The sequence below is a fragment of the Pseudoalteromonas sp. 78C3 genome (assembly GCF_002836695.1).
Taxonomy (GTDB): Bacteria; Pseudomonadota; Gammaproteobacteria; order Enterobacterales; family Alteromonadaceae; genus Pseudoalteromonas; species Pseudoalteromonas arctica.
This window is the reverse complement of the sequence record NZ_PJAV01000169.1, coordinates 87163-110448: the sequence shown is the minus strand read 5'-3', so window position 1 is coordinate 110448 and position 23286 is coordinate 87163. Positions and strand designations below refer to the sequence as shown.

Here is a 23286-nt window from a genome sequence, read left to right as displayed (position 1 = left end):
AATTTATACACTTACTATAACAATTTAACGCAGCGATTGGCTAACTAAATTGCTTTTGCTTAATGTGCTTTATAAATCGGTAAGTTAAACTTATTCGCGGATGCGCAAGCGTGGTTTGCTTAGGTATTGCATGTTGATAATCTCGTTGGCTATGTCCATTCATTATTAAACAGCTGCCACTTTGTAATTTTAAGTCGGTTACTTTATTGCTCGCCTTGTGCTTTAACTTTAAAACCCGATCAGCTCCTAGAGAGACACACACAATTGTTGGTTTATCACCAAGCTCTATTTCATCATCACTGTGCCATCCCATCGTATCATTACCATCTCGGTAATAATTAACGAGCAATGAGTTTAGAGGCTGGTTTAAATGTGCTTCTAAACGCTTTCGCATATTAAGTAACAATTCATCCCATGGTTCTACTATTTGCTTACTACTTGAATAGCCGTATTCAATATTTAAATCACTCATGAAACATTGCAGCCGTGGAATAGGCCCCGTTTTGCCATAAACGGTTACATCGGGTTGCTGCCAACGTAGGTTTTTTTGCAAATAATAAAATAGATCGAGGCTTTTTTGTGCACTAAGTGCCCTACTTTGATAAGAAAAGCCATTTGGTAACTGTTGGGGGTTGGCGTTTTGCCGTTGCATGTTAGAATTTACCTACATTAGATTACTGATCAACGAACCATTATGACGACGCAAGCCCAGCTAGGCGATAAAACCTTTACTCTTGAACGCTTTCCATTGGATCAAAAAAACCGCAGCTTACAAGCGTGGGATTCGGCAGATGAGTACCTTATCAATTATGTTAACGAACATCACCCAGATTGTCGCTCATTGCTTATTTTAAACGATAGCTTTGGTGCACTTGCTTGTTATTTTAATAAGTTAACGGTTTGTTCAGTTAATGATTCTTATATTAGCCACCAAGCTGCGGCTTATAACTTACAAGAAAACAAGCTACCTACAGCAGAGTTTACGCAAGTAGATAGTTTGTCGGCATTACCAGAGGATGTTGATTTAGTACTTATTAAAATCCCTCGTAATGTGGGTTTTTTACAGTTCCAATTAAGTGAACTCAGTGAAGTACTTGCACCTGGTACGCCAGTAATTGCCGCAGGTAAAACAAAAGAAATTCATAATTCAACAATAAAATCATTTGAGCAATTTATTGGTGAAACAACAACAAGCCTAGCAGTTAAAAAGTCTCGTCTTATATTAAGCACAGCTAAAGGCGGATATAAAGCAGCAGACTTCCCTATAACATGGGAGCTTGAAGGTACTGAGTTTAATATAACAAATCATGCAAATGTGTTTTCGCGTGATTCGTTAGATATTGGTGCGCGCTTCTTTTTTAACTACTTACCAGAAACACCAAAAGCTAAAAGCATTATTGATTTAGGCTGTGGTAACGGCGTTGTTGGATTAATGACGCTTGCTCGTTGCCCTAATGCATCAATTACCTTTGTAGATGAGTCTTACATGGCAGTAGAGTCAGCCCGGTTAAATGTAGAAATTAACCTAGGCGATAAGTTTGATAACTGTGAGTTCATCGAAAACGATTGTTTAACAGGCTTTGAAAGAGACAGTGTGGATATGGTGCTTTGTAATCCTCCATTTCACCAAGCTCAAGCTGTTACCGATCACATTGCTTGGCAAATGTTTAAACAAGCAAAAGATACTTTAAAAGAAGGCGGCGAGCTGCGTATTATTGGTAATCGTCATTTAGATTATCACGATAAATTAAACCGTATGTTCGGAAACTGTAAGTTGTTAGGCTCAAACAAAAAGTTTGTCGTTCTAAGTGCAACTAAAAATAGTGGAATGCTATAAATGAAATTAACAAACATTATAATTGGGTGTTGTGTATTACTAATACTTGGTGGCTGTGCGAATCAGCCTAGCCAAGTAATACTCAATCCTGTTTATAAAAGTGGTCAAATAAGCACTATAAATAGTAGCTTAAGTACCAGCGTAATTGATTTACGTGGCGATTCGTCAACACTTAAACTTATTGAGTCAGACAAAACTAAAACCTTTGCAAGCCAAGGTCTTACTGAATCAGTTAAAAGTGTTTTAGACAGCGCCCTTAGCCGCAATGGTGCCAGCATTTCTAATTTAGCGTCTGTACGCTTTGAAGTAGATATTCATGCACTACAAGCTGTTGTGACCGAAAAACTTGTGAGCCATACCAGCGAAGCCCATATAGAGCTTGGCGTGCGCGTTATTCGCGCCTCAAGTAATTTTAGTAAAGTGTATAGAGGCAGTGCTAATTTAGAAGGTCCGTTTAGTCACGAGCGAGTAAAAATAGAAGGTCAGCTCAATAAGTTGACTGAGCAAATTATTACCCGCATTGTATCTGACCCTGAATTAATAGAATTTTTAGAAGGTTAACTATGAAACGACTTTTTTTAATCTGCTTAGGCCTATTTTTTAGTGTAAGTAGCTCGGCAGCCCAAGAAGGCCGCTTTGTGCAAAAAGACAATATTTTTCCACGCGTCGAAATCGTAACAACGATGGGCAGTATTGTTGTTGAACTGGACCGTTCAAAAGCACCCATTACGGTCAATAACTTTTTAACTTACGTGTCAGATAAGAGCTATCAAGGCAGTGTTTTTCATCGTATTGAGCGCGATGTAGAAAACGACCGCGACTTTGTTATTCAAGGCGGTGGATACGATAAAGACTACGACGGCTTACACGAAAATGACCCTATTTTTAATGAAAGCGGTAACGGTATGAAAAACGATATGTATAGCATTGCTATGGCGTATCAGGACCGTGAACCGCACTCTGGTACTCGTCAGTTCTTTTTTAATATGGATAACAACGATCACTTAAACCCAGGTAAAGATTGGGGATTCGCTGTATTTGGTAATGTAATGGATGGCTACGATACCCTTGATAAGATCATGGCTGTTGAAACAGGGTTTAATGAAAAGATTGGTTACGATTTTGTTCCTAAAAAACCGGTGATCATCTTAAATATTAAAATGCTTGAACAAGTTCCACTGTAATTTATTTAAGAGCAGCTTAGCTGCTCTGCATCAAAGCCAATGAAGGCCCTATGAGCAAATCTCTCTCTATTAGCGAATATTTTTCTTACTTTAAAGACAAACGCTTAATCCATATTTTTATATTTGGTATGAGTAGCGGCTTTCCGTGGGTATTAATTGGCTCTGTTATGTCGGCTTGGCTAAAGGATGAAGGGCTAAGCCGCAGCATGATTGGCTTATTCGGCATTGTATTTGGCGCTTACAGTATAAATTTTTTATGGTCGCCGCTCATTGACCGTACAAAACTCCCTATTTTATATAAATGGCTAGGCCAACGTCGTAGTTGGATACTATTTTGCCAGAGCTTTATTTTTATTGGCACCTTATTATTAGCAGGGCTTGATTTAAAAGCTAATTTAGCAATTGTTGCTGCAATTTGTTTGTTAATTGCCATTGCTTCTGCAACGCAAGACATTGCTATTGATGCATTCAGAATAGATACACTTAAAGCAAACGAATCTCACAAAGCAACAGCTGCAGCCGCTATGGCAACGTCTGGTTGGTGGACAGGTTATGCGCTTTTAGGTGCAATTCCATTTTATATGGCTGATATCCCCTCGCTCGACTGGCCACAAATTTATTACTTTTTAGCTGCTGTAATGCTGCTGCTAATGAGTGGAGCATTGTTTGCAAAAGAACCTGAATCAAATAGAGAAGCGGTACATGCAGAGCTTGAACGTGTGTACCTTGAAAAACTGTCCTCTACAAAACAAACCCCTCTTACAAAAACTGTTGCGTGGCTCGCGGTAACCGTTATTGATCCCTTTAGAGCTTTTTTTACTAAAAATGGCGTTAAAACGGCACTGGCATTACTTGCGTTTATTTTCTTATTTAAAATAGGCGAAGCGTTTTTAGGGCGAATGTCGATTGTTTTTTATAAAGAAATTGGTTTTAGCAATAGCGATATAGCTACATTTTCAAAGGTAGGTACTGCCGTACTTACAATCATATTCACCTTTGTTGGCAGTTTATTTAATCAAAAATATGGCATTGTTAAGGGTTTATTTGTTAGTGGCATTGCGATGGCGGCCTCAAACTTAGCCTTTTCATGGATTGCTTTAGTTGGCCCAGATTTAAGACTGTATGCCTTTGCTATTGTTATTGATGGGTTTACGCAAGCATGGTCGCTGGTCGCTATGGTGGCCTTTATATCGATGTTATGCGATAGAGCATTTAGTGCAACACACTATGCATTACTGGCGTCATTAGGGAATTTAGGACGAACGTTACTTTCGAGCTACAGTGGTGTAGTAATTGATGATTGGTTAATGGGAAATTGGTCGCTGTTCTTTGTTTTAACAGCCTTGATGGTTATACCTTCGCTGATATTTTTATACCTGATTAGGCATAAATTATATGAGCTTGAGAAAAATTATCATAAAAATATTTAATGCATCCCTGCATTAACGTATTGCTTAGCACTATCAAGTGCCCCTTAAAGTGTACTAAGCAATGTTTGAGTTAATCTACTTTTAGCAAGCTAAGTGCTTCATGTGGATCAACTTCTAGAGCTGTACAATAACGAACAAACTCAATCACATCTAAACGGCGTTCTTGATTTTCAATCTTGCCGATAAACGAATGAGGCGTTCCCAGCACTTGTGCTAGGCTTCGCATTGTATGACCCTTTTCGTGGCGCTTACTTTTAAGCCACTTTGTTAGCTTTGCATTTTCTTCAGAAGAAACTGTTTTGCCCATCATTTTACATCTCCTACTAGATGATTTGACGTACCTATTAAAGCAGTAGTCTCTATCAATAGCTGTAGGCAAGTAAGCAGTCATACCATATTTTCAATAGCAAGCTATTGCTTAACAAAGCATGTGTTGCTACTCACTCCACCAATATAGCTAAAAAACTACGCTAATAATGTGGTAAAGATTTGTTTTTATTGAGAATGAAATTTTGCCCGTCTCATTCTTGGATACATTATATACTATTAACACTTTGGTTAAATAACTAATTACATACTCGGTACAAATATGAACACGAGTGAATATTTATAAACGCTGAATATTGACCTAAGTACTCAAAAAGTATTAATAAATTAATTTCTAGTTATAAAATATTTAAATGAATTTTTATAACAATTTTGTTCCAATTTATCGTCACATGTTTATGATTAAGCAATAATTAGCACCAAAAAGGCCGAATAATGTTCAGACTTCTTTTTTTATTACCGATTGTGTTGTGCTTGGGTTGGTACTTTTTTTTGCGCCACAACGGCGTACCAATTAAACAAGGCAAAAAAGGCTTCATATACATTTTAGCGTTTTCTGCTTTTGTACTTGGCTTTTTTGTATTGATAATGCAAATAACCGAATACGCCCCAACCGATTTGTAGGCATTAAAAAAGCCGCAAAAGCGGCTTCATTCTATTTAGCGTTTGGCTGTTAAACGCTAAAGCTTGCACCACAACCACAGGTTGTTGTTGCATTAGGATTAGATACAAAAAAGCGTGCGCCTTCTAATCCTTCAGTGTAATCAACTTCACCGTCAACCAAATATTGAATGCTCATTGGATCGATAACGAGTGTTACACCATTTTTTACAATTTCTAAATCGCCAGGATTCGCTTTTTCATCAAAAGTAAAACCATATTGAAAACCAGAACAACCACCACCTGTTACATAAACACGCAGTTTTAAATCTGGATTTTCTTCTTCGTCGATTAACTGTTTAACGCGAACAGCAGCTGCATCGCTGAACTTAATTGGTAATTCTTCAGACATTTTAAAACCCTCAATATCGCAATGGCGTGATTATCTAATACCCGAGTGTTTTAATCAAGTATAGTAAAACAACTCTTTACTCTAAGTTATACCTATAAATTAGAGTAAAGTGGCTAAACATTAGCTCACTAAAATAATACTTAAGCAAACTAAAAGCGACCCTTGTAAACTATAAATTCATTAAAAATTTTAGTTATAAAAAATAGGTCTTAATCTTTACTGCAAATTGTTAATATAAGTTACGAAAAATTCAAAATCACAAGGACTTAACTAAACTCTTTTGCTAAAATGCTGCTGAAAAATGCGGCGAGGAAATAATGCATGTGGCTTGAGCAACTCAGGCGTCGACTGGCAAAACCTAAAACATCTGTACAATTATGCTTATTAGGCGTAGTTGCCGGATTAATTGCTGCATTTTTTATTATTTTATTTCGCTTAACTATTTTGTTTTTTCAAAGCTTATTTTTGGAAACACCTGACGACTTTACTACCCTACCCACTCTTGAACGCGTTTTAATGCCATTAATAGCCGCATTTTTAATTGCGTGCTTTGCTGCATTTACTGGCTTTAAACATTACCGTTTAGGCATTCCTTTTGTTATTCATCGTATTAAACGCCATTACGGGCAAATGCCTTTATACAATACGGTTAATCAATTTGTTGGTGGCGCACTTGCACTCATTAGCGGTTTTTCGGTTGGCCGAGAAGGGCCTTCCGTACATATGGGCGCAACAGGTGCGAGTATTTTAGCGGATAAACTACATTTACCGCATAACGCCATGCGTACTTTAAGTGGTTGCGGCGTTGCAGCAGGTATAGCCGCTTCGTTTAATACCCCACTTGCAGCCGTTATTTTTGTAATGGAAGTGGTACTTCGAGAATACAAAGTACACATATTTGTGCCAATCATGCTTGCTGCTGTTACTGGTGCACTCGCTACGCAGTTTGTTTTTGGTGAAGGCTCTGAACTTGCACTCATTACAATAGCGCCATTAAGTGGTTGGCATTACCCTTATTTAATATTATGCGGTATGGCGCTGGGCGCTATAGCATTTAGCTTTAATCAAAACTTAATGCTAATTATTAAAACATTTAAACCTTTAAGTATGTTTCCTCGTTTACTAATCGCAGGCTGTATTGCCAGCTTGATAGCTTACGCGGTGCCTCATGCTATGGGTTCTGGTATGAGTGCGATTACTATCGCGGTTGAATCGCCTGATAACGTAAAGCTGCTTACTACCATTTTAATAGCTAAACTACTTGCCACATTGTTTGCTATTGGTTTGGGTATTCCGGGCGGTTTAATTGGTCCGGTAATTGGACTTGGCGTATTAATTGGTACATTAATGGCCTTTTTTGCTCAATATATTAGCCCGGGTACTGATATTGCGGGTACGTATGGGGTTTTAGGTATGGCTGGATTATTAGCGGCTACACTGCATGCACCACTTGCTGCATTAACAACAGTAATGGAGCTTACATCATCACCTGAAATAATCGTTCCTGCGATGATAGTTATAACCACTGCATATGTAACTGCATTACAATTTTTTGGAAATCGCTCCATATTTTTGCAGCAATTAGATTTTCAGGGATTGCCGTACCATGTATCTCCCGCTACCGAAGCATTACAAAAAGTGGGAATAATGGATGATATGGATGAAGACTTTAAATTGCTTTACTCAGACGATAAAGAGCAAATAAAAAATACGCTTGATGCCATGGATAGCCAAACACCCTTGATTGTTTTTGACGAAGAAAATGGCTATCGCCTCGCTGAATACGATTTAACGCTAATGTCTGATGAAGCAATAAATATAAATTACATTAGCTTGCAGGGCATCAGCAGCCAAGCCACCCTAGCCGATGCATTCGATATACTAAAAGATAAAAGAAGTGGCGCGCTTTACGTTTATAACCTTTTAGATAATCAACAAATTATGGGGCTATTACGCTGGGATCAAATTCATCATATTTTAACCATTCGTAACAGCTTACTTTAAGCAATAAGGACTATTATGAGCGCATTATTGATTTATAAAACACTCCACATATTTTTTATGATTGCGTGGTTTGCCGGTATTTTTTACTTGCCTCGATTATTTGTATATCACGCAATGAGCGAAGAAAGATCATGTAACTCTATGCTTAAAGTTATGGAGCGCAGGCTACTTTATTTCGTAACCCCATTTGCTGTTTTAACGGCTGTATTTGGTGTGTTAACCATTGTTGAATATGGTCGTGATTGGTTTAAATACAGTATGTGGCTACATTACAAACTTGTACTGGTAATTATTTTATACCTATACCACGGCTACTGTTTTAAGTTATTAAGTGACTTTAAACATGACCGAAACACTAAAACAGACCGCTTTTACCGTATTTTTAATGAGCTCCCTGTTATTGCGCTGCTCATCATAGTGGCACTTGCGGTAATAAAACCTAATTTATAAGCGTTTCGGTGCATGTTAAACTGCGCTGCAATTTACAATACTTGCTATAACACGCGCGATTGCGTGCTCCATTTATGGATTATCGCGCCCATTTGATTGATTAGGAATTACCCCATGTTAAGTTTCCAAGGCGAACATATACTGTCTGTAAATCAGCTAGACAGAGACTGCATTGAACGTATTTTTGCAGTAGCTAAAAAAATGGAGCCTTATGCTAAAAAACAAAAGCAAACAACGGTGCTTAAAGGCGCTATTTTAGCAAATTTGTTTTTTGAACCAAGTACTCGCACGCGAGTTAGCTTTGGTACAGCCTTTAACTTACTAGGCGGTGGTGTACGTGAAACTACAGGTATGCAAAGCTCAGCGCTTGCAAAAGGTGAGTCACTTTACGATACCGCGCGCGTTATTTCAGCTTACGCCGATGCTGTTGCTATGCGTCACCCTGACGCAGGCTCAGTAAGTGAATTTGCTGATGGCTGTACTGTGCCGGTTATTAATGGCGGCGACGGTCCAAATGAGCACCCGACTCAAGCATTGCTTGACTTATTAACCATTGAGCGTGAATTACACCGTTTTGATCAAAATATTGATGGGATGCATATAGCGCTTGTGGGTGATTTAAAATATGGTCGCACAGTGCATTCTCTATCAAAGCTATTGTGCCATTATAAAAACGTAAAGTTTTCGATGGTCGCGCCTGATGGCCTACAAATGCCAACGAGCATTTTAGATGCCGTAGAAAATGCAGGACACAAAATTGAGCTAGTAAACAAGATGGAAGGTAATTTAGCAGCCGATATTGTCTACCAAACACGTATTCAAGAAGAGCGTTTTCCTTCACAAGAAGAAGCAAATAAATACCGTGGCGGTTTTAGAATTAGCCAATCTATTTACAGCGCTCATTGCAAACCTAACTCTGTATTAATGCATCCGTTACCACGCGATAGTCGCTTAGAAGCCAACGAGCTTGATAACGACTTAAACAGTAACGATAATTTAGCAATATTCCGCCAGGTACAAAATGGCGTATTAATTCGTATGGCACTGTTTGCTTTAACACTCGGCGTAGAAAATAAAGTCGATAAGTATGAAGTGGACGTACCTTGGTTTAGCCGCAAACGCGACAGCTAAACCCTCTTTAAGTGACAATTTATAGGATTTTTCATGACAATTAGCCAAGACTTATTTGAACGCGCTCAAGCCTCTATTCCAGGTGGCGTAAACTCGCCTGTTCGTGCTTTTAATGGTGTAGGCGGTACGCCGCTATTTATTACAAAAGCAGAAGGCGCGTTTACATTTGATGCCGACGGTAACCGTTATATTGATTATGTTGGCTCTTGGGGGCCTATGATCATGGGCCATAACCACCCTGCAATTAAACAAGCCGTGCACGAAGCCGTAGAAAATGGCCTTAGCTATGGCGCGCCAACTGAAGCCGAAATATTAATGGCTGAAAAAGTAAAAGAGCTGGTACCATCAATCGAAAAAGTACGCATGGTTAGCTCAGGCACTGAAGCAACGATGAGTGCAATTCGTTTAGCACGTGGCTTTACCGGCCGCGATAAAATATTAAAATTTGAAGGTTGTTACCACGGCCATGCTGACTCGTTATTAGTTAAGGCAGGCTCTGGTGCACTAACAATGGGCGTACCTAATTCTCCTGGTATTCCTGAGGACTTTGCTAAGCATACACTTACTGTATCGTTTAATAACCTAGATGAAGTAAAAGCTATTTTTGCAAAATACGCTGACGAAATTGCCTGTATTATTGTAGAGCCAGTAGCCGGTAACATGAACTGCATTCCACCAGTGCCAGGCTTTTTAGAAGGTTTGCGTGATGTGTGTGACGAATATAAATCAGTACTTATTTTTGATGAAGTAATGACGGGTTTTCGTGTTGCACTTGGCGGCGCTCAAGCTTATTACAACATTAAACCAGACCTTACGTGTTTAGGTAAAGTCATTGGCGGCGGCATGCCCGTTGGCGCGTTTGGTGGTAAAACCGAAATAATGGATTACATTGCGCCTGTGGGCCCTGTTTACCAAGCGGGTACTCTTTCTGGTAACCCTATTGCGATGGCTGCAGGTTTAAAATCACTTGAGCTATTATGTGAGCCAGGTCTACACGATAAGTTAGAAGCAACGTCTAAAGCAATTTGTGAAGGCTTTGAAGCTGGCGCTAAAAAAGCAGGCATTGCATTAACAACTAATTATGCTGGCGGCATGTATGGATTCTTTTTTACTGATGCTGAAAAAGTAACGACATACAAACAAGCTACTGAATGCGACCTAGAGCGCTTCAAACGTTTTTTCCACCTTATGCTTGAAGAAGGTGTGTACCTTGCTCCATCAGCATTTGAAGCTGGTTTTGTATGTGCTGCGCATACTGAGCAAGAAGTAAAAGAAACAATAGCGGCAGCAGAACGCTCGTTTGCTAAACTTTAAGTTAAAATTACTTTTTATATTTTATAAGCGCTTGTTTTTACAGTGTGTAATTAAGACTAAAGATTGAAAAAAGCCCGAAAGGGCTTTTTTTATTTGTAAAGTACTATAAATGAATGATAATTAAGCATAACAAGGTCTATTCACCTTTACCCTAATTACAAAAATACAAGAGAGCCTTATGTCAGGATTACGCCAATTTTCTTTTCCCGCTATCCAGCTAATGGCAAATTTAAAATACAAAACTAAAATCAGCTTAATGTTTGGAATTTTACTCGTTCCTCTTGCACTTAGTTTGTTTTTTTTAGTCTCATTATTAAGTGAAAGTATCGCTGTTTCAAAAATGCAGCAACAAGGTTTAAAAGGCTACAGGTCAATACTCTCAAATCAAATGCAGGGGGAAGCAAATAAAAATATAAAAATAGCTCGCTTACTCGGTTTTGATATAAAAGACGATCAAGCAAATGATGTACTTGAACTTGTTTCTATTCAGTCTAACTTAGCATTAGATAGCCAGTTAGCTAGTGCTTATGTAAACCGCTCTTTAGTCACGCCAATTCCTGCACTTATAATGCAAATAAACTCGACAGCGCAAAGCGCAAACACTGTTTTGGCAAGTAATCGTTTTACGCCAGATACGTTTATAGCACTTTCAAATTTTAGTAAGTCACTTCCTTTATACGAAAAACAACTCGATAAAATACTCAATGTAGCCACCAATGCAGATAAATCAGTAAATAAAGCGCTCATGCCCTCGTTAGATAATTTACACAGTGCTGTTGGTGCATTTAAAAAAGCGATAGATGAAAAACTACTTGAGCCAGACGATATTTTATTAACTCAATCAGAATTTACTAAACTAACAAACAATGTTCACAGCAGTATTAATCAACTTGTTAGTAAGAGTATTCCAACGCTTGAGAGCCTTATTGAAGCAAAACTGCAAACTCAACAGTGGACTCGAAATCTTGTTTTAGCTGCTTCATTAATTAGTTTGTTATTTGCATTTTATTTGATGATTGGTTTTTATTTTGCAGTTGTTGATACCATTAATCGCTTTGCTGATGCAGCGAATAGAGCCGCGAATGGCGACTTAAATGCAACTATCGATTCGAGCACTAATGATGAAATGGGAATTATTGCATCGCGCTACAACGCATTACTTAATGCATTTTCACATTTATTAATTGATGTTAAAGCAAGTACAGAAGAGCTATGCGGCGCAACTAAATCGCTATCACATGCGAGTAGCCAAACAAGCAATGATGTTTCAAAACAGCAAATCCGAGTAAATGCCATTTATAATGCACTCAGCGAAATGGCTCAAAACGCACTTGCAGTTGAAGAGTCAGCGCATCAAGCAACGCTTACCGCGCAAGATGCTGCTGCGCATGTAAAACAAGGTTCAGACAATACAATGGAGCTTGCTAAATATATGCAAGATCTACAAATTGAATTTGCAGAGAGCCAACAAGCGCTCGATAAGCTAGCACAAGATAGCCAAGAAATTAGCAAAGTAAGTAAAGGTATTAGTGAGATAGCCGATCAAACAAACTTGCTTGCACTAAATGCCGCTATTGAAGCTGCACGAGCTGGCGAGCATGGTCGAGGCTTTGCCGTTGTAGCTGATGAAGTAAGAACTCTTGCTCAGCGTACACAAACACAAACACAAGAAATTCACCAAATTATTAGCTCCTTACAACAAGCATCTGACGACACTCAGCAAAAAATGCGTTCAAGTGTTGAAAAAATGGAGCAATCGGTAAAAGCAGCCAATCAAACCAATGAAGTATTGCAAAGCGCAGAGCAAAGTATGGGCGACATTAAACATCAAGGTGAAGTTATTGCAGAGCGTGTTAAACAGCAGTCAAATGCGACAACACAAGCATTGAATGATTCGCAAGAGGTGAGTAATTTAGCAGATCAAACGCTAACATCAGCTCAATCAACGCTGCAAGATGCACAGCAGCTAAGTCGCTTATCTAATGATTTAACCAAATCAATGCAGTTTTTTAAATCTTAAGCGTTAACTACAACTCACAAAAAAGCCGCTAAATAAGCGGCTTCGTTGTTTAAAGTAGTCTTAGATTAACGAATACATTGTGGTCTTGGCTCAAACTCACTCGCTCTAAGTGGTAGCTGAATCACCTTGCCACATCCTGGTGGTGCCTGCTTACCCGTTTTCTCATTTACAAATGCCCAGCGTATTGATGGCGGACGCGTATCGGCTATTGCTTGTGGATTAAGTGGCTTTAAGTAGCGAATATATGCTTCTAATGCACCTACGCTGCCCGTTAAACCCGTGCTTTTGTTGTCGTCTCGACCAAGCCACGCAACAGTCACTGTATTTTGATCAAAGCCTGCAAACCAACTATCACGTAAATCGTTACTAGTCCCTGTTTTACCTGCTAGTTGGATTGATGGGAAGTGTAAATTTAAGCGTTTAGCAGTGCCGTCTTTCGTTACGCGTTTCATCGCGTATTTAGTCATATACATTGCAGATTTATCAAAACGAGGCTCTGCATTTACTTTATGCTTATAAAGTACTTTACCAACCGAGTCAGTTAATGCCGAAATTGCAGTAAGCTTTTTATATTCGCCATCTGCAGCAATTGTCGTATAAAGCTGAGCAACTTCAAAACTCGACATTTCAACAGCCCCTAAAAGCAACGATGGGTATTCGTTTATCGCCCCTTTAGCGCCTAATCCTTTTAGTGTATTCGCGACTTTATCAACACCTACATCGAGGCCTAAATTAACCGCTGGAATATTAATACTGTTACTAAATGCTTTATAAAGAGGTATTGCACCACGGTATTGATGATCAAAATTTTCTGGTTGCCACACTTTTCCCTGCTCATTTGTAACCTGTACTGGCGAGTCATCAAGCAAAGTAGCTAAATTATAATGTGGTAATTGCAATGCGGTTAAATACACAGCAGGTTTTACCAGCGAGCCAATATTACGTTTTGTATCTAAAACACGGTTAAACCCTGAATAACGAACATCGCGCCCTGCAACAAGTGCAGATACACCGCCCTTTTCTACATTAACAGAGATCATGGCTGCTTCTAGTTTTTCGGTTCTAGGACGATTCTCCAGGTACGGTAAGCTCTTTTCAATAGACTCTTCCATTGCTGTTTGCTTTTGTAAGTCAAAATAAGTAAATACTCTTACGCCTGCATCAAGTGTTTGCTGATCTGGCAATAATTCATTTAGTTCTCTGTTTACTAACTCTAAATAACCTGGATATGATTTTTGTAAACTCGCTTTCATTGGCGCAATATCAATTGGGCGATTAAGCGATGCACGGTACTCTTTTGTGCTAAGTAGCTTGTTTTCAACCATAAGGCGAAGCACTAAGTCTCGGCGCTCCATTGTGCGCTCTTTATAGCGACGTGGGTTGTAATAAGATGGACCTTTAACCATTGCCACCAGCAAAGCAATTTGATCGTACTCAAGCTCATCTACCGGCTTTGAAAAGTAAAAGTCAGCAGCAAGCCCCATACCGTGCACACCTTGGTTGTATGACTGCCCTAGGTATACTTCATTTAAGTAAGCTTCTAATATCTGATCTTTTGAATAACGATAATCTAAAATAAGGGCAATAAATGCCTCATTTATTTTTCGTACTAAAGAGCGCTCACGCGTTAGGTAAATATTTTTAGCTAATTGCTGAGTAAGCGTACTACCACCTTGAACGGTGCGCCCTGCTTTAATATTAGAATAAAGCGCGCGTAAAATAGAAAACACTGATACACCATGATGTTCGTAAAAATCACGGTCTTCAACCACCAATAGCGTATCTTTTAGCATTGCTGGAAACTTATCTAGTGGTACAAATTCTCTATCTTGTTTAGAGTCATTACCAATACGCGCTATTTGCACAGGCTCTAGACGAGCAGAATTTAAACGCCTACCAAACTTATCTTTAATGGTCGCAACTTTTTGCCCTGCAAAGCGAAGTTCAATAATATGTGATTCTTCAAGGCCATCATAAAATTCAAAATCACGACGATAAATCTTGATGCTATCTGCTGTTTTAACAAACTGTCCTGTGCGGCTTAATCTATTAACCGATGAATAATTTAAACGCTCTAGCTCAAACACTACTTCCTGGCTTGATAAAAATTGCCCCGGATAAAACTCCATAGAACGAGCATACACTTGCGCTGGAAGTTGCCATTTATTACCTTCAAATATACGCGTTGTTTTTGAATCTAAATAAATGAAATACATTGCCATTGCAATAAAAACAGCCAAGCTTAGTTTCCAAAACACTGACCATGTTTTTCTCATAAAAGAGCGTTTAACAGTGGTTTGCACTGTTTTTTTACTGCCCTTTGAGGTGCTTTTTTTTGTCTTGCTTGACGATTTACTTGCACGTTTAACTGCAGGTTTACTGGTAGGTGTTTTTTTATTGTCGGCCATTTAAGTGTAATTTATTCCAAGGGTTATTCACGAGTGTGAGCTTAGCATATTGGGTATATCGTAACATCCGAAAAGTTAACCCCCCCTGAAACAAAAAAAGCCCTACCGAAGTAGGGCTTTGTGTAAACACACTATTATTTAAATAAACTATTAGCTATTTCGAACAGAAACAAACTCTGGGTAGGCTTCAATACCACAATCGTGTTGATCCATACCGTTTAGTTCTTCTTCTTCGGTTACTCGTATACCCATTGTTTTGTTAAGCACAGTCCAAACAATAAATGATGCTACAAATACAAAGGCAAGAATACATACTAGACCCGTTAACTGATTAACAAAGCTTGCGTCACCATTGGTTAGCGGTACTAACATAATACCTAATGCGCCACACGTACCATGAACAGAGATAGCACCCACTGGATCGTCAATCTTAACTTTATCAAGTGCTATGATACTAAATATAACAAGTGCACCACCAAGTAGACCAAGTAGACATGCCATTAATGGTGATGGAGATAGAGGGTCTGCTGTTATAACAACTAAGCCAGCTAATGCACCATTTAAAACCATGGTTAAATCTGATTTACCCCAAAGTACTTTACATACAAACAGTGCTGCAATAGCACCCATTGCAGCTGCTGCATTGGTGTTAAGTAATATTTGGCCTACTGCAGTTGCGTTTTCTTTATCCGAAAGTAGTAATTGAGAACCACCGTTAAAGCCAAACCAACCCATCCATAAAATAAATGTACCTAGTGTAGCAAGTGGTAAGTTTGAACCTGGAATTGGGTATATTTCACCGTTCTTACCATATTTACCTTTACGAGCACCTAAGATTAATACACCAGCTAGTGCAGCCGCTGCACCTGCGCCATGCACAATTGCAGAACCTGCAAAATCAACAAAGCCCATTTCAGATAAGAAACCACCACCCCATGTCCAGTAACCTTCAATAGGGTAAATAAAACCAGTTAGTACTACAGCAAAACCTAGGAAAGCCCACAGTTTCATACGCTCAGCAACAGCACCCGATACAATCGACATAGCGGTTGCAACAAATACTACTTGGAAGAAAAAGTCAGATTCTAAAGAATGGTCAGCATCGGCAGCTTGTGTACCAATTAAAGCGCCTATTGAAGGAATAAAACCACCTTCGGCATTGTCTACATACATAATGTTGTAGCCAACTAATAAAAACATCGTACATGCAATTGAATATAGCGCGACATTTTTAGTTAAAATTTCAGCTGTGTTTTTAGAGCGAACTAAGCCCGCCTCTAACATGGCAAAACCTGCTGCCATCCACATTACTAATATACCTGATATTAAAAAATAGAAGGTATCGAGTGAAAACTTTAGTTCTATTATTGTATTTTCCATGAGACCCCCTTAAATTGCTTCTTCGTCTAGTTCGCCAGTACGGATACGAACAATTTGATCCAAGTCGTACACGAAAATTTTACCGTCACCAATTTTACCTGTTGATGCAATTTTAGTGATTGCTTCAACAACGCGTTGACAATTTTCAGTACGAGTTGCAATTTCAAGTTTGATCTTAGGAATAAAATCTACTTGGTATTCTGCACCACGATATAACTCAGTATGACCTCGTTGACGTCCAAAACCTTTAACATCAACTACTGTCATCCCCTCAATTCCTAAATCAGCGAGTGCTTCACGCACGTCGTCTAATTTAAATGGTTTTATGATTGCACTAATCATTTTCATAGCGGCCCCCTCGGACTCTTTATTGTTATCCTATTGGGTTAAACAATCCAACCTTTGTGCCACTATTTTATATCAATTAAAAACAGCCACTTAGTAAAAAATACAAACTCAAGATCAAAAAAAACGCACCAATTAGGTGCGTTAATTTAACAAGTCAGCTACATTGGTGCGTGCTATATCTCTATATATTTATCACGTACCTAGTTTTGTTTAAGAAGGGTTATACCACGCAGTTTCTGCCTTGGTTTTTAGCTTCGTATAATGCTTTGTCAGCAACACGCATAGCCTGCGTTAGACTAGTGTCTTGAAAGTCAGCCAAGCCTATACTGGTGGTAATTTTAATTGATTTATCGCTAATAGAAAAATCGTAACTAGCCATCTTTTTCCTAAATGCTTCAAAGTATTCACGACCGCGTTCTAGCTCTATTTCAGGTAATATTATGGCAAACTCTTCCCCGCCAACCCGTGCAACCGTAAACTTTGAAAACGTAGATCGTATTAATGAACCAACCTGCTTTAAAGCCTGATCGCCGCCTTCATGGCCTAATGTATCGTTAATGTTTTTGAAAAAATCGATATCAAGCAATGCCAAAGTATTTTTCTGGTTTTTACTTTTAAGGAGCTTTTCTGCATATTGATAAAAGTAGCGTCGGTTATGAAGCCCTGTTAAGTGATCCCTATGTGCGCTTTCTTTAATATCTGAAATTAACGACAGTTGCTCCATTGTTTGAAGTACTCGACAATGAAACTCTTCATTCATAAATGGCTTTGTTAAAAAGTCATTGGCGCCATATTTAATAAATCGTGCTGATAGGCCATGCTTTCCCGCGCCCGACAAGCCAATAATTGCTAAGTCGTCTCGTCCTCTAAAATTACGTACCGCTTTGACTAGTTCAAAGCCATCCATAGAGGGCATAGCATAATCGGTCATAAGTAGCTTTATATCAGGGTTAGCTTTTAATATTTCGAGTGCTTGTTGTCCATCATGGGCATCTGTTACATCAAACAATTGCTTTTCTAGCATTTGCTTCATTAACGAGCGGCTAAGTAATGAGTCATCTGCTATTAGTGCTTTACAGCCTTGATTTCTGAGTAATTGCGCAACGAGCTTAACGGCATAATGGTAAGAATCGCGATTATCTTTAATAACATAATCAACTACGCCCAATTCAAGCATTTGTTGGCGCTTGTACTCATCTATTTTTGAGGTTAAAACAACCGTAGGAATTTTTTTAGATAAAGTATATTTTGCAACTTCACCGTGCGGAGCATCTGGCAAAGTTAAATCAACTAACGCAAGCGTATAATCGTGCTTTTCTACGAACGTAGCGCATTCTGCTAAAGACCAAGCAAAATCAATTGCTACATCAAGGTATTGTGCAGTTAAGTGGCGAAGCACCTGCTGCACTACTTTACTGTCTTCAACCACTAATACTCTTTGCATAAAGCTTCTCTTTACCTTTAATTAATTTTGTAACAAAACGACAAATACAACGCTATTACTGCAATAGCATTAGTCATAAACATCCGGTGTAGAGTGCACTTATGTGCTTGAAAGCGTAATCCATTAGATTTTTTTGGTGATAGCCTGTATATAAAATCAATACAAGTAGGCCCGCAATATACCTGAATTCTGTGATTAACTAAATAAAGAAACCAAATCCCAAATAACTATAAAAGTGGTTAGCGTGCGTCTCTAAGCGCATTAATACCTTACTTAACTAGTATTATCGGCCACTAGTCTCAATACTTTTGTTATTTAACTCATTAATGTCTTTAATGGTGTATCAACAATAATAAGGACACCTAATGAAGCTTAGTCGTATTATCAGTTTACCGATAACTGTTATTGCATTAATAATCAGTACAAGCACGCTTGCCGATAACCAACGTCGTATTGATGTAGACAGCAAAGTTGTTACTCAACATAAAGCTAAAATCAACGGTCAACGCTTTAATTACACCGTTGCCACAGGCACACAACCTGTATGGGATGATAAAGGCGACGCGGTTGCGACATTGCAATACACCTACTATACACGCGACAAAGTTGACGACAGGACAACTCGCCCATTACTTATTTCATTTAATGGCGGGCCAGGTTCGGCTTCTGTATGGATGCACCTTGCTTATACTGGCCCTCGCGTATTAAAAATTGATGACGAAGGCTATCCAATTCAACCTTATGGCGTAAAAGACAACCCATATTCTGTACTTGATATTGCCGATATTGTTTACGTAAACCCTGTAAATACAGGCTACTCTCGCGTACTTGAAAACGAAAAAGGCGAACTTCCTTCTAAAGCAAAACAAAAAGAGATATTTTTTGGTGTTAATGCCGATATTAAATACCTTGCTGAGTGGTTAAATACTTTTGTAAATAGAGCTGAGCGCTGGCGATCGCCTAAATTTTTAATTGGTGAAAGCTACGGTACAACACGTGTATCAGGTCTTGCTCATGAGCTTCAAAATAGTCAATGGATGTACATAAACGGTGTTGTTCTCGTATCACCTACTGATATTGGTATTAAGCGCGACGGCCCGATTAAAGCCGCTAACCGCCTACCTTACTTTGCAGCGACTGCTTGGTATCACAAAGCACTTAACGCCGATTTACAAGCTAAAGATCTTGATGAGTTATTACCTGAAGTTGAAGAGTTTACTGTAAATGAGTTAATCCCTGCGCTTACTAAAGGTGGCTTTATTAATGCTGATGAAAAGCGACGCATAATTACAAAAATGGCGCACTACGCTGGCTTATCAGAAAAATTTGTTGAACAAAATAACTTAGATATTCCAACTCAGTTTTTCTGGAAAGAGCTACTACGTGAACGTGGTCAAACTATAGGTCGCTTAGATTCTCGTTATTTAGGAATGGATAAACGCGACGCAGGTGAGTCCCCAGACTACTGGGCTGAACTTACCTCTTGGTTACACTCTTTCACTCCTGCAATTAATCACTACTTACGTGAAGAGTTAAACTATAAAACTGATGTAAAATATAACTTATTTGGTAATGTCCATCCATGGGATAGAACCGGTAATAATACAGGCGAAAATCTACGTTTAGCAATGGCGCAAAACCCTTACTTAAACGTGATGATCCAATCAGGATACTTTGATGGCGCAACCAATTACTTTGACGCTAAATATACGTTATGGCAATTAGACCCAAGCGGTAAAATGAAAGACCGTTTGAGCTTTAAAGGCTACAGAAGCGGACACATGATGTACCTTCGCCACGCTGATTTAGAAAGCTCTAATAACGATTTACGTGACTTTATACAGCACGCTTTACCCAAAAAAGGGCAAGCGGCTAAATACTAATATACCTAAAACAAAAAATGGCTCTTTAAGAGCCATTTTTTATGTGCGTTTTTCATATCGTAAACAATAGCTTTTAAGTTGTGTGACTACATCGTTAAAGCGCTCTTCCAGCTGCTGTATATATTCATTTTTGACTGTTTCGTTTTCTGCCTGTGTTTCTATCTGCTGGCATATATTTGCCAACTCAATAGCCCCCACAGACTTTGAAGACGACTTTAATGCATGAGCCTGAAAAGCTAAATCAACATAGTTTTTACTCTTAGCATACGCGTTAGCTAATTTAATTTGCTCCCCTGCTGTTTGTAAAAACGCATTAAATACCATGCAATGTACGCTAGGATCATCACCAAGCATTGCTTTTAGTAGCGTAATATCTAATTGATCAAAACTATCTGAAGCTATATTTTCACCATCTGATTTTTCTGAACGTGTATTGACCATAGTTTGAGAATGCTCCATCAATAACGACTTTAATTTAACAAGCTCAATGGGCTTTGTTAAAAAGCCATTCATTCCACAAGCATAACAATTATCTATGTTGTTTTTGGTAATGTTGGCCGTAATTGCAATTATAATCAGTTCATCAAAATGAGTGTTTTCGCCTATTTTTTTGGCTAACCCTAACCCATCGAGTAAGGGCATTTGAATGTCGGTTAGTAAAAAATCAAAGCGTTTATTTTGTATGGCCTCCCAAGCTTGCTCACCGTTACTTACAAAAGTAGAGCACACTCCAAGCATAGTTAATTGCTGTTTTAACACTTGCTGATTTGTAACTTGATCTTCTGCCACTAAAACCTCAAGCGTAGGAAGCGTTACCGCATTTAAGCTTTGCTGTGTTATTTGAGGGGCTTGCACTTGTGCTGGCAAGTCAGTTTGATCAAAACTGTTAAAGTTTAGCGTAAAACAAGAACCTTTGTGCTGCTCGCTTTGTGCGCTCAAAGACCCTTGCATACGCTCTACCAGCTGCTTAGTTATCACTAAACCAATACCGGTTCCATTTACTTTACTGGTTTCAGCGCCTAAGCGGTCAAAAGGTTTAAATAGGCGAGAAATGTCATCTGGAGAAAATCCACATCCGGTATCTATTACATCTATTTCGCATTGTTTATTACTTAACACCCGACAATTAATATTAATGCTGCCATTTGGTTTGTTGTATTTAATCGCATTTGAAAGCAAGTTAAGCATCACTTGTTTAAAGCGGCGCTGATCAATATAAATACTCAATCCTTCTAAGGACTCAAAACCGTGAGTTTGCAGTGTTATTGATTGCCCTTTAATAAGCTCAGTGACAAGCTCTACTGACTCTTCTAATATGCTTTTAATAGGCACATAAGAAAAACTAAACTGCATATTACCCGACTCAATAGCCGTTAAATCAAGCACATCGTCTATAAGTAATAGTAAATGCTCTCCAGCTTGATAAATGCTTTTCGCGTTTTCTTTTTGTACTTTATTAGCATTCTCATCATATCCATACAGCTGGGCTAAGCCTAAAATTGCATTTAATGGAGTTCTTAATTCGTGGCTCATACTGGCCATAAAATCTGACTTTGCTTTACTTGCAGACTCAGCTTGAATTCGTAATGCATTTAATTTTTGATGGTTATTCGCAACCTCATCAACCATATTATTAAATGCATTTATTACACTGCCCACTTCATTTTGTTGTTGTTTGTCTATATGGCAATCAAAGTCGCCTTTGGCTAAACGTGAAAACCCAAGTTTTAGCGTCCTCAAAGGCGATGTAACCCTGTAATCCACCAGCCAAGCTAAACCTATAAAAACGATAACTAAAATAATAAATTGTATATATATTAAGGTGTAATGAAGTTTTGAAGATTCGTTAATTTCATTCGTAAAATTAACAACCAAGCTAATATTAGCCAGCGGTTTGTCTAAAAACTCCACCTGTTGAGATAACAGCATGTCGCCGTTTTCATTTGCTCCAACCCAATTCTCAAGCGGATACAATTGGTTTTTTGAATCAACATCAACAATTTTAATACTTTTCCAATTAGGGCGAGTTTGAAGTTGACTGTCTATTTCTTCATATAGCTCTGCATATTGCCTAGTTAACAACGGAGTCGTTATAGAAGTCGACAACTGCGCTAAAGAACGCTGAGCAGCCTTTGAAAGGCCATCGTTTACCCAACGCGCTTGCTCAGGTAAGGCGTAAAACATAAAAAGACAGGCCATAAGCAAGCCACAAAGCAATACCACAATAAAGCTTTGCGCCCTTAGGCTACGAAACCCTCTAATTTTCAACATAAAAAGAGCGTAAGCCCCACTGAGTTAACTGCTGATACTCAGCTAAAGTTGCAATATTAGGTTTAATAATTGGGATACCTGCAAGCAAATGTTTATGCTCTGGGCTTTGCCCTATATCTAAAATAGCTTGTTGCACTTTTAACTGTATTGCAGCATCAACCCTTGGGTGGGCGACAATTGGGTGGCGACTAATTTCACGCGTTTTATAAAGAATTTTGAGTTTATTTTGTAAGCTTTCTGGTTGTTGTTTAAATGTGCCCATTACACCACCGCCCGCCATTGTTGAGTGCAGTGCAACATTTAAATATACCGATGGATGAGTTTGGACATATACAGGCTTTATTGTTAGCCCGTATAACAATGCTAAATCAGCTCTCATTAATAATGACGCACCTAATGCGTTAGGTGCAGGGAATGCTATTTCGGCGCCCTCTAGTTGACTTAAATTATCAATATCACTGTCTTTGTTTACGAGCAAAATACCTTGCAGCTTTCGCCCTGCATCTTTTATTAATGGTAAATATCCCTGTTTTTCGTATGCTACAACACTATGCCATGGGTTCATGTATGCAAAGTCGTACTCGCCATTAGCAAAGGCTTTTTCAAATACAGGAATAGACTCAACTGTAATTAGCTTTATTGTTACTCCCGTTTGCTTACTTACTTGCTTTAACAAAGGTTGCCAAATAGTATTTAGCTTTTGCGGCTCGTATTGCGGCACTACACCAAAGGTATATTCTTGAGCTAATAAGAATGAGCTGTGTATCAAACATAATATAGCCACTAAATACTTCATCAATTCTCCAAATAATAGCGTGTCATTATTGCTTAAGCGTAGTTAAA

20 protein-coding genes are annotated in these 23286 nt (G+C 38.6%); 11 read left to right on the top strand and 9 right to left on the bottom strand.

Annotated elements, in window-relative coordinates; translation table 11 throughout:
• Nucleotides 1-40 precede the first annotated feature (40 nt).
• The gene (locus CXF76_RS17155) at nt 41-652 is read right to left on the bottom strand and encodes an alpha-ketoglutarate-dependent dioxygenase AlkB family protein (protein ID WP_024589283.1); all 612 of its coding nucleotides are present in this window, start codon (nt 650-652) and stop codon (nt 41-43) included.
• A 42-nt stretch (nt 653-694) separates the two neighbouring features.
• On the opposite strand from CXF76_RS17155, the gene CXF76_RS17150 reads away from it, so the two are divergent.
• From CXF76_RS17150 to CXF76_RS17135, 4 genes are read left to right on the top strand one after another with little or no spacing between them, the layout of a single operon-like run.
• A complete protein-coding gene (locus tag CXF76_RS17150; RefSeq protein WP_010555194.1) occupies nt 695-1837 on the top strand; it encodes a methyltransferase in 1143 nt (380 codons plus the stop codon).
• Nucleotides 1838-2398 carry a YajG family lipoprotein gene (locus tag CXF76_RS17145; protein ID WP_101164209.1) on the top strand — a complete coding sequence of 187 codons (561 nt, stop codon included), beginning with the start codon at nt 1838-1840 and terminating at the stop codon, nt 2396-2398.
• Between the two features lie 2 nt (nt 2399-2400).
• Nucleotides 2401-3021: a peptidylprolyl isomerase gene (locus CXF76_RS17140; RefSeq protein ID WP_101164208.1), complete on the top strand. Its 621-nt coding sequence runs from the start codon at nt 2401-2403 to the stop codon at nt 3019-3021.
• A gap of 50 nt (nt 3022-3071) precedes the next feature.
• A complete protein-coding gene (locus CXF76_RS17135; protein ID WP_007584875.1) occupies nt 3072-4451 on the top strand; it encodes an AmpG family muropeptide MFS transporter in 1380 nt (459 codons plus the stop codon).
• A gap of 70 nt (nt 4452-4521) precedes the next feature.
• On the opposite strand, the gene CXF76_RS17130 is transcribed toward CXF76_RS17135, so the two are convergent.
• Complete coding sequence (locus CXF76_RS17130; protein WP_007584874.1) at nt 4522-4761, bottom strand: helix-turn-helix domain-containing protein; 240 nt, start codon at nt 4759-4761, stop codon at nt 4522-4524.
• 452 nt (nt 4762-5213) lie between these two features.
• Between CXF76_RS17130 and CXF76_RS17125 the strand changes: the two genes are divergently transcribed.
• Nucleotides 5214-5402: a hypothetical protein gene (locus CXF76_RS17125; protein ID WP_010555198.1), complete on the top strand. Its 189-nt coding sequence runs from the start codon at nt 5214-5216 to the stop codon at nt 5400-5402.
• A gap of 49 nt (nt 5403-5451) precedes the next feature.
• On the opposite strand, the gene erpA is transcribed toward CXF76_RS17125, so the two are convergent.
• Nucleotides 5452-5790 (bottom strand): iron-sulfur cluster insertion protein ErpA, encoded by a 339-nt coding sequence (erpA, locus tag CXF76_RS17120; protein WP_002958911.1) that lies wholly within the window; start codon nt 5788-5790, stop codon nt 5452-5454.
• Nucleotides 5791-6111: 321 nt separating this feature from the next.
• Here erpA and CXF76_RS17115 point away from each other — a divergent pair, with 321 nt between their 5' ends.
• The 5 genes from CXF76_RS17115 to CXF76_RS17095 all read left to right on the top strand — a co-directional run bounded on the left by CXF76_RS17115 (nt 6112) and on the right by CXF76_RS17095 (nt 12709).
• A complete protein-coding gene (locus CXF76_RS17115; protein WP_007584866.1) occupies nt 6112-7794 on the top strand; it encodes a chloride channel protein in 1683 nt (560 codons plus the stop codon).
• A 15-nt stretch (nt 7795-7809) separates the two neighbouring features.
• Nucleotides 7810-8244 carry a CopD family protein gene (locus CXF76_RS17110; RefSeq protein WP_007584864.1) on the top strand — a complete coding sequence of 145 codons (435 nt, stop codon included), beginning with the start codon at nt 7810-7812 and terminating at the stop codon, nt 8242-8244.
• 114 nt (nt 8245-8358) lie between these two features.
• A complete protein-coding gene (locus tag CXF76_RS17105) occupies nt 8359-9375 on the top strand; it encodes an aspartate carbamoyltransferase (protein ID WP_007584862.1) in 1017 nt (338 codons plus the stop codon).
• 33 nt (nt 9376-9408) lie between these two features.
• On the top strand, nt 9409-10689 hold the full coding sequence (gene hemL, locus CXF76_RS17100) for a glutamate-1-semialdehyde 2,1-aminomutase (protein WP_024589288.1): 1281 nt from the start codon (nt 9409-9411) through the stop codon (nt 10687-10689).
• Nucleotides 10690-10867: 178 nt separating this feature from the next.
• Nucleotides 10868-12709, top strand: a complete 1842-nt coding sequence (locus CXF76_RS17095) for a methyl-accepting chemotaxis protein (RefSeq protein WP_101164207.1) — start codon at nt 10868-10870, stop codon at nt 12707-12709.
• 65 nt (nt 12710-12774) lie between these two features.
• Here CXF76_RS17095 and mrcB read toward each other — a convergent pair whose 3' ends face one another.
• From mrcB to CXF76_RS17075, 4 genes are all read right to left on the bottom strand, one after another.
• Nucleotides 12775-15117 (bottom strand): penicillin-binding protein 1B, encoded by a 2343-nt coding sequence (mrcB, locus tag CXF76_RS17090; RefSeq protein WP_024589290.1) that lies wholly within the window; start codon nt 15115-15117, stop codon nt 12775-12777.
• A 150-nt stretch (nt 15118-15267) separates the two neighbouring features.
• A complete protein-coding gene (locus tag CXF76_RS17085; RefSeq protein WP_010555509.1) occupies nt 15268-16497 on the bottom strand; it encodes an ammonium transporter in 1230 nt (409 codons plus the stop codon).
• A 9-nt stretch (nt 16498-16506) separates the two neighbouring features.
• Entirely contained in the window at nt 16507-16845 is a 339-nt protein-coding gene (locus CXF76_RS17080) for a P-II family nitrogen regulator (protein ID WP_004587162.1), read from the bottom strand.
• A 220-nt stretch (nt 16846-17065) separates the two neighbouring features.
• Complete coding sequence (locus CXF76_RS17075) at nt 17066-18289, bottom strand: response regulator (protein ID WP_024589291.1); 1224 nt, start codon at nt 18287-18289, stop codon at nt 17066-17068.
• Between the two features lie 365 nt (nt 18290-18654).
• Here CXF76_RS17075 and CXF76_RS17070 point away from each other — a divergent pair, with 365 nt between their 5' ends.
• On the top strand, nt 18655-20172 hold the full coding sequence (locus CXF76_RS17070) for a S10 family peptidase (RefSeq protein WP_101164206.1): 1518 nt from the start codon (nt 18655-18657) through the stop codon (nt 20170-20172).
• A gap of 39 nt (nt 20173-20211) precedes the next feature.
• On the opposite strand, the gene CXF76_RS17065 is transcribed toward CXF76_RS17070, so the two are convergent.
• Both CXF76_RS17065 and CXF76_RS17060 read right to left on the bottom strand, forming a co-directional pair.
• Nucleotides 20212-22443, bottom strand: coding sequence for an ATP-binding protein (locus CXF76_RS17065; protein ID WP_101164205.1), 2232 nt, complete (start codon nt 22441-22443; stop codon nt 20212-20214).
• Nucleotides 22430-23239: a phosphate/phosphite/phosphonate ABC transporter substrate-binding protein gene (locus CXF76_RS17060; protein ID WP_024589294.1), complete on the bottom strand. Its 810-nt coding sequence runs from the start codon at nt 23237-23239 to the stop codon at nt 22430-22432. The genes CXF76_RS17065 and CXF76_RS17060 overlap by 14 nt, the downstream gene beginning before the upstream one ends.
• Nucleotides 23240-23286 lie beyond the last annotated feature (47 nt).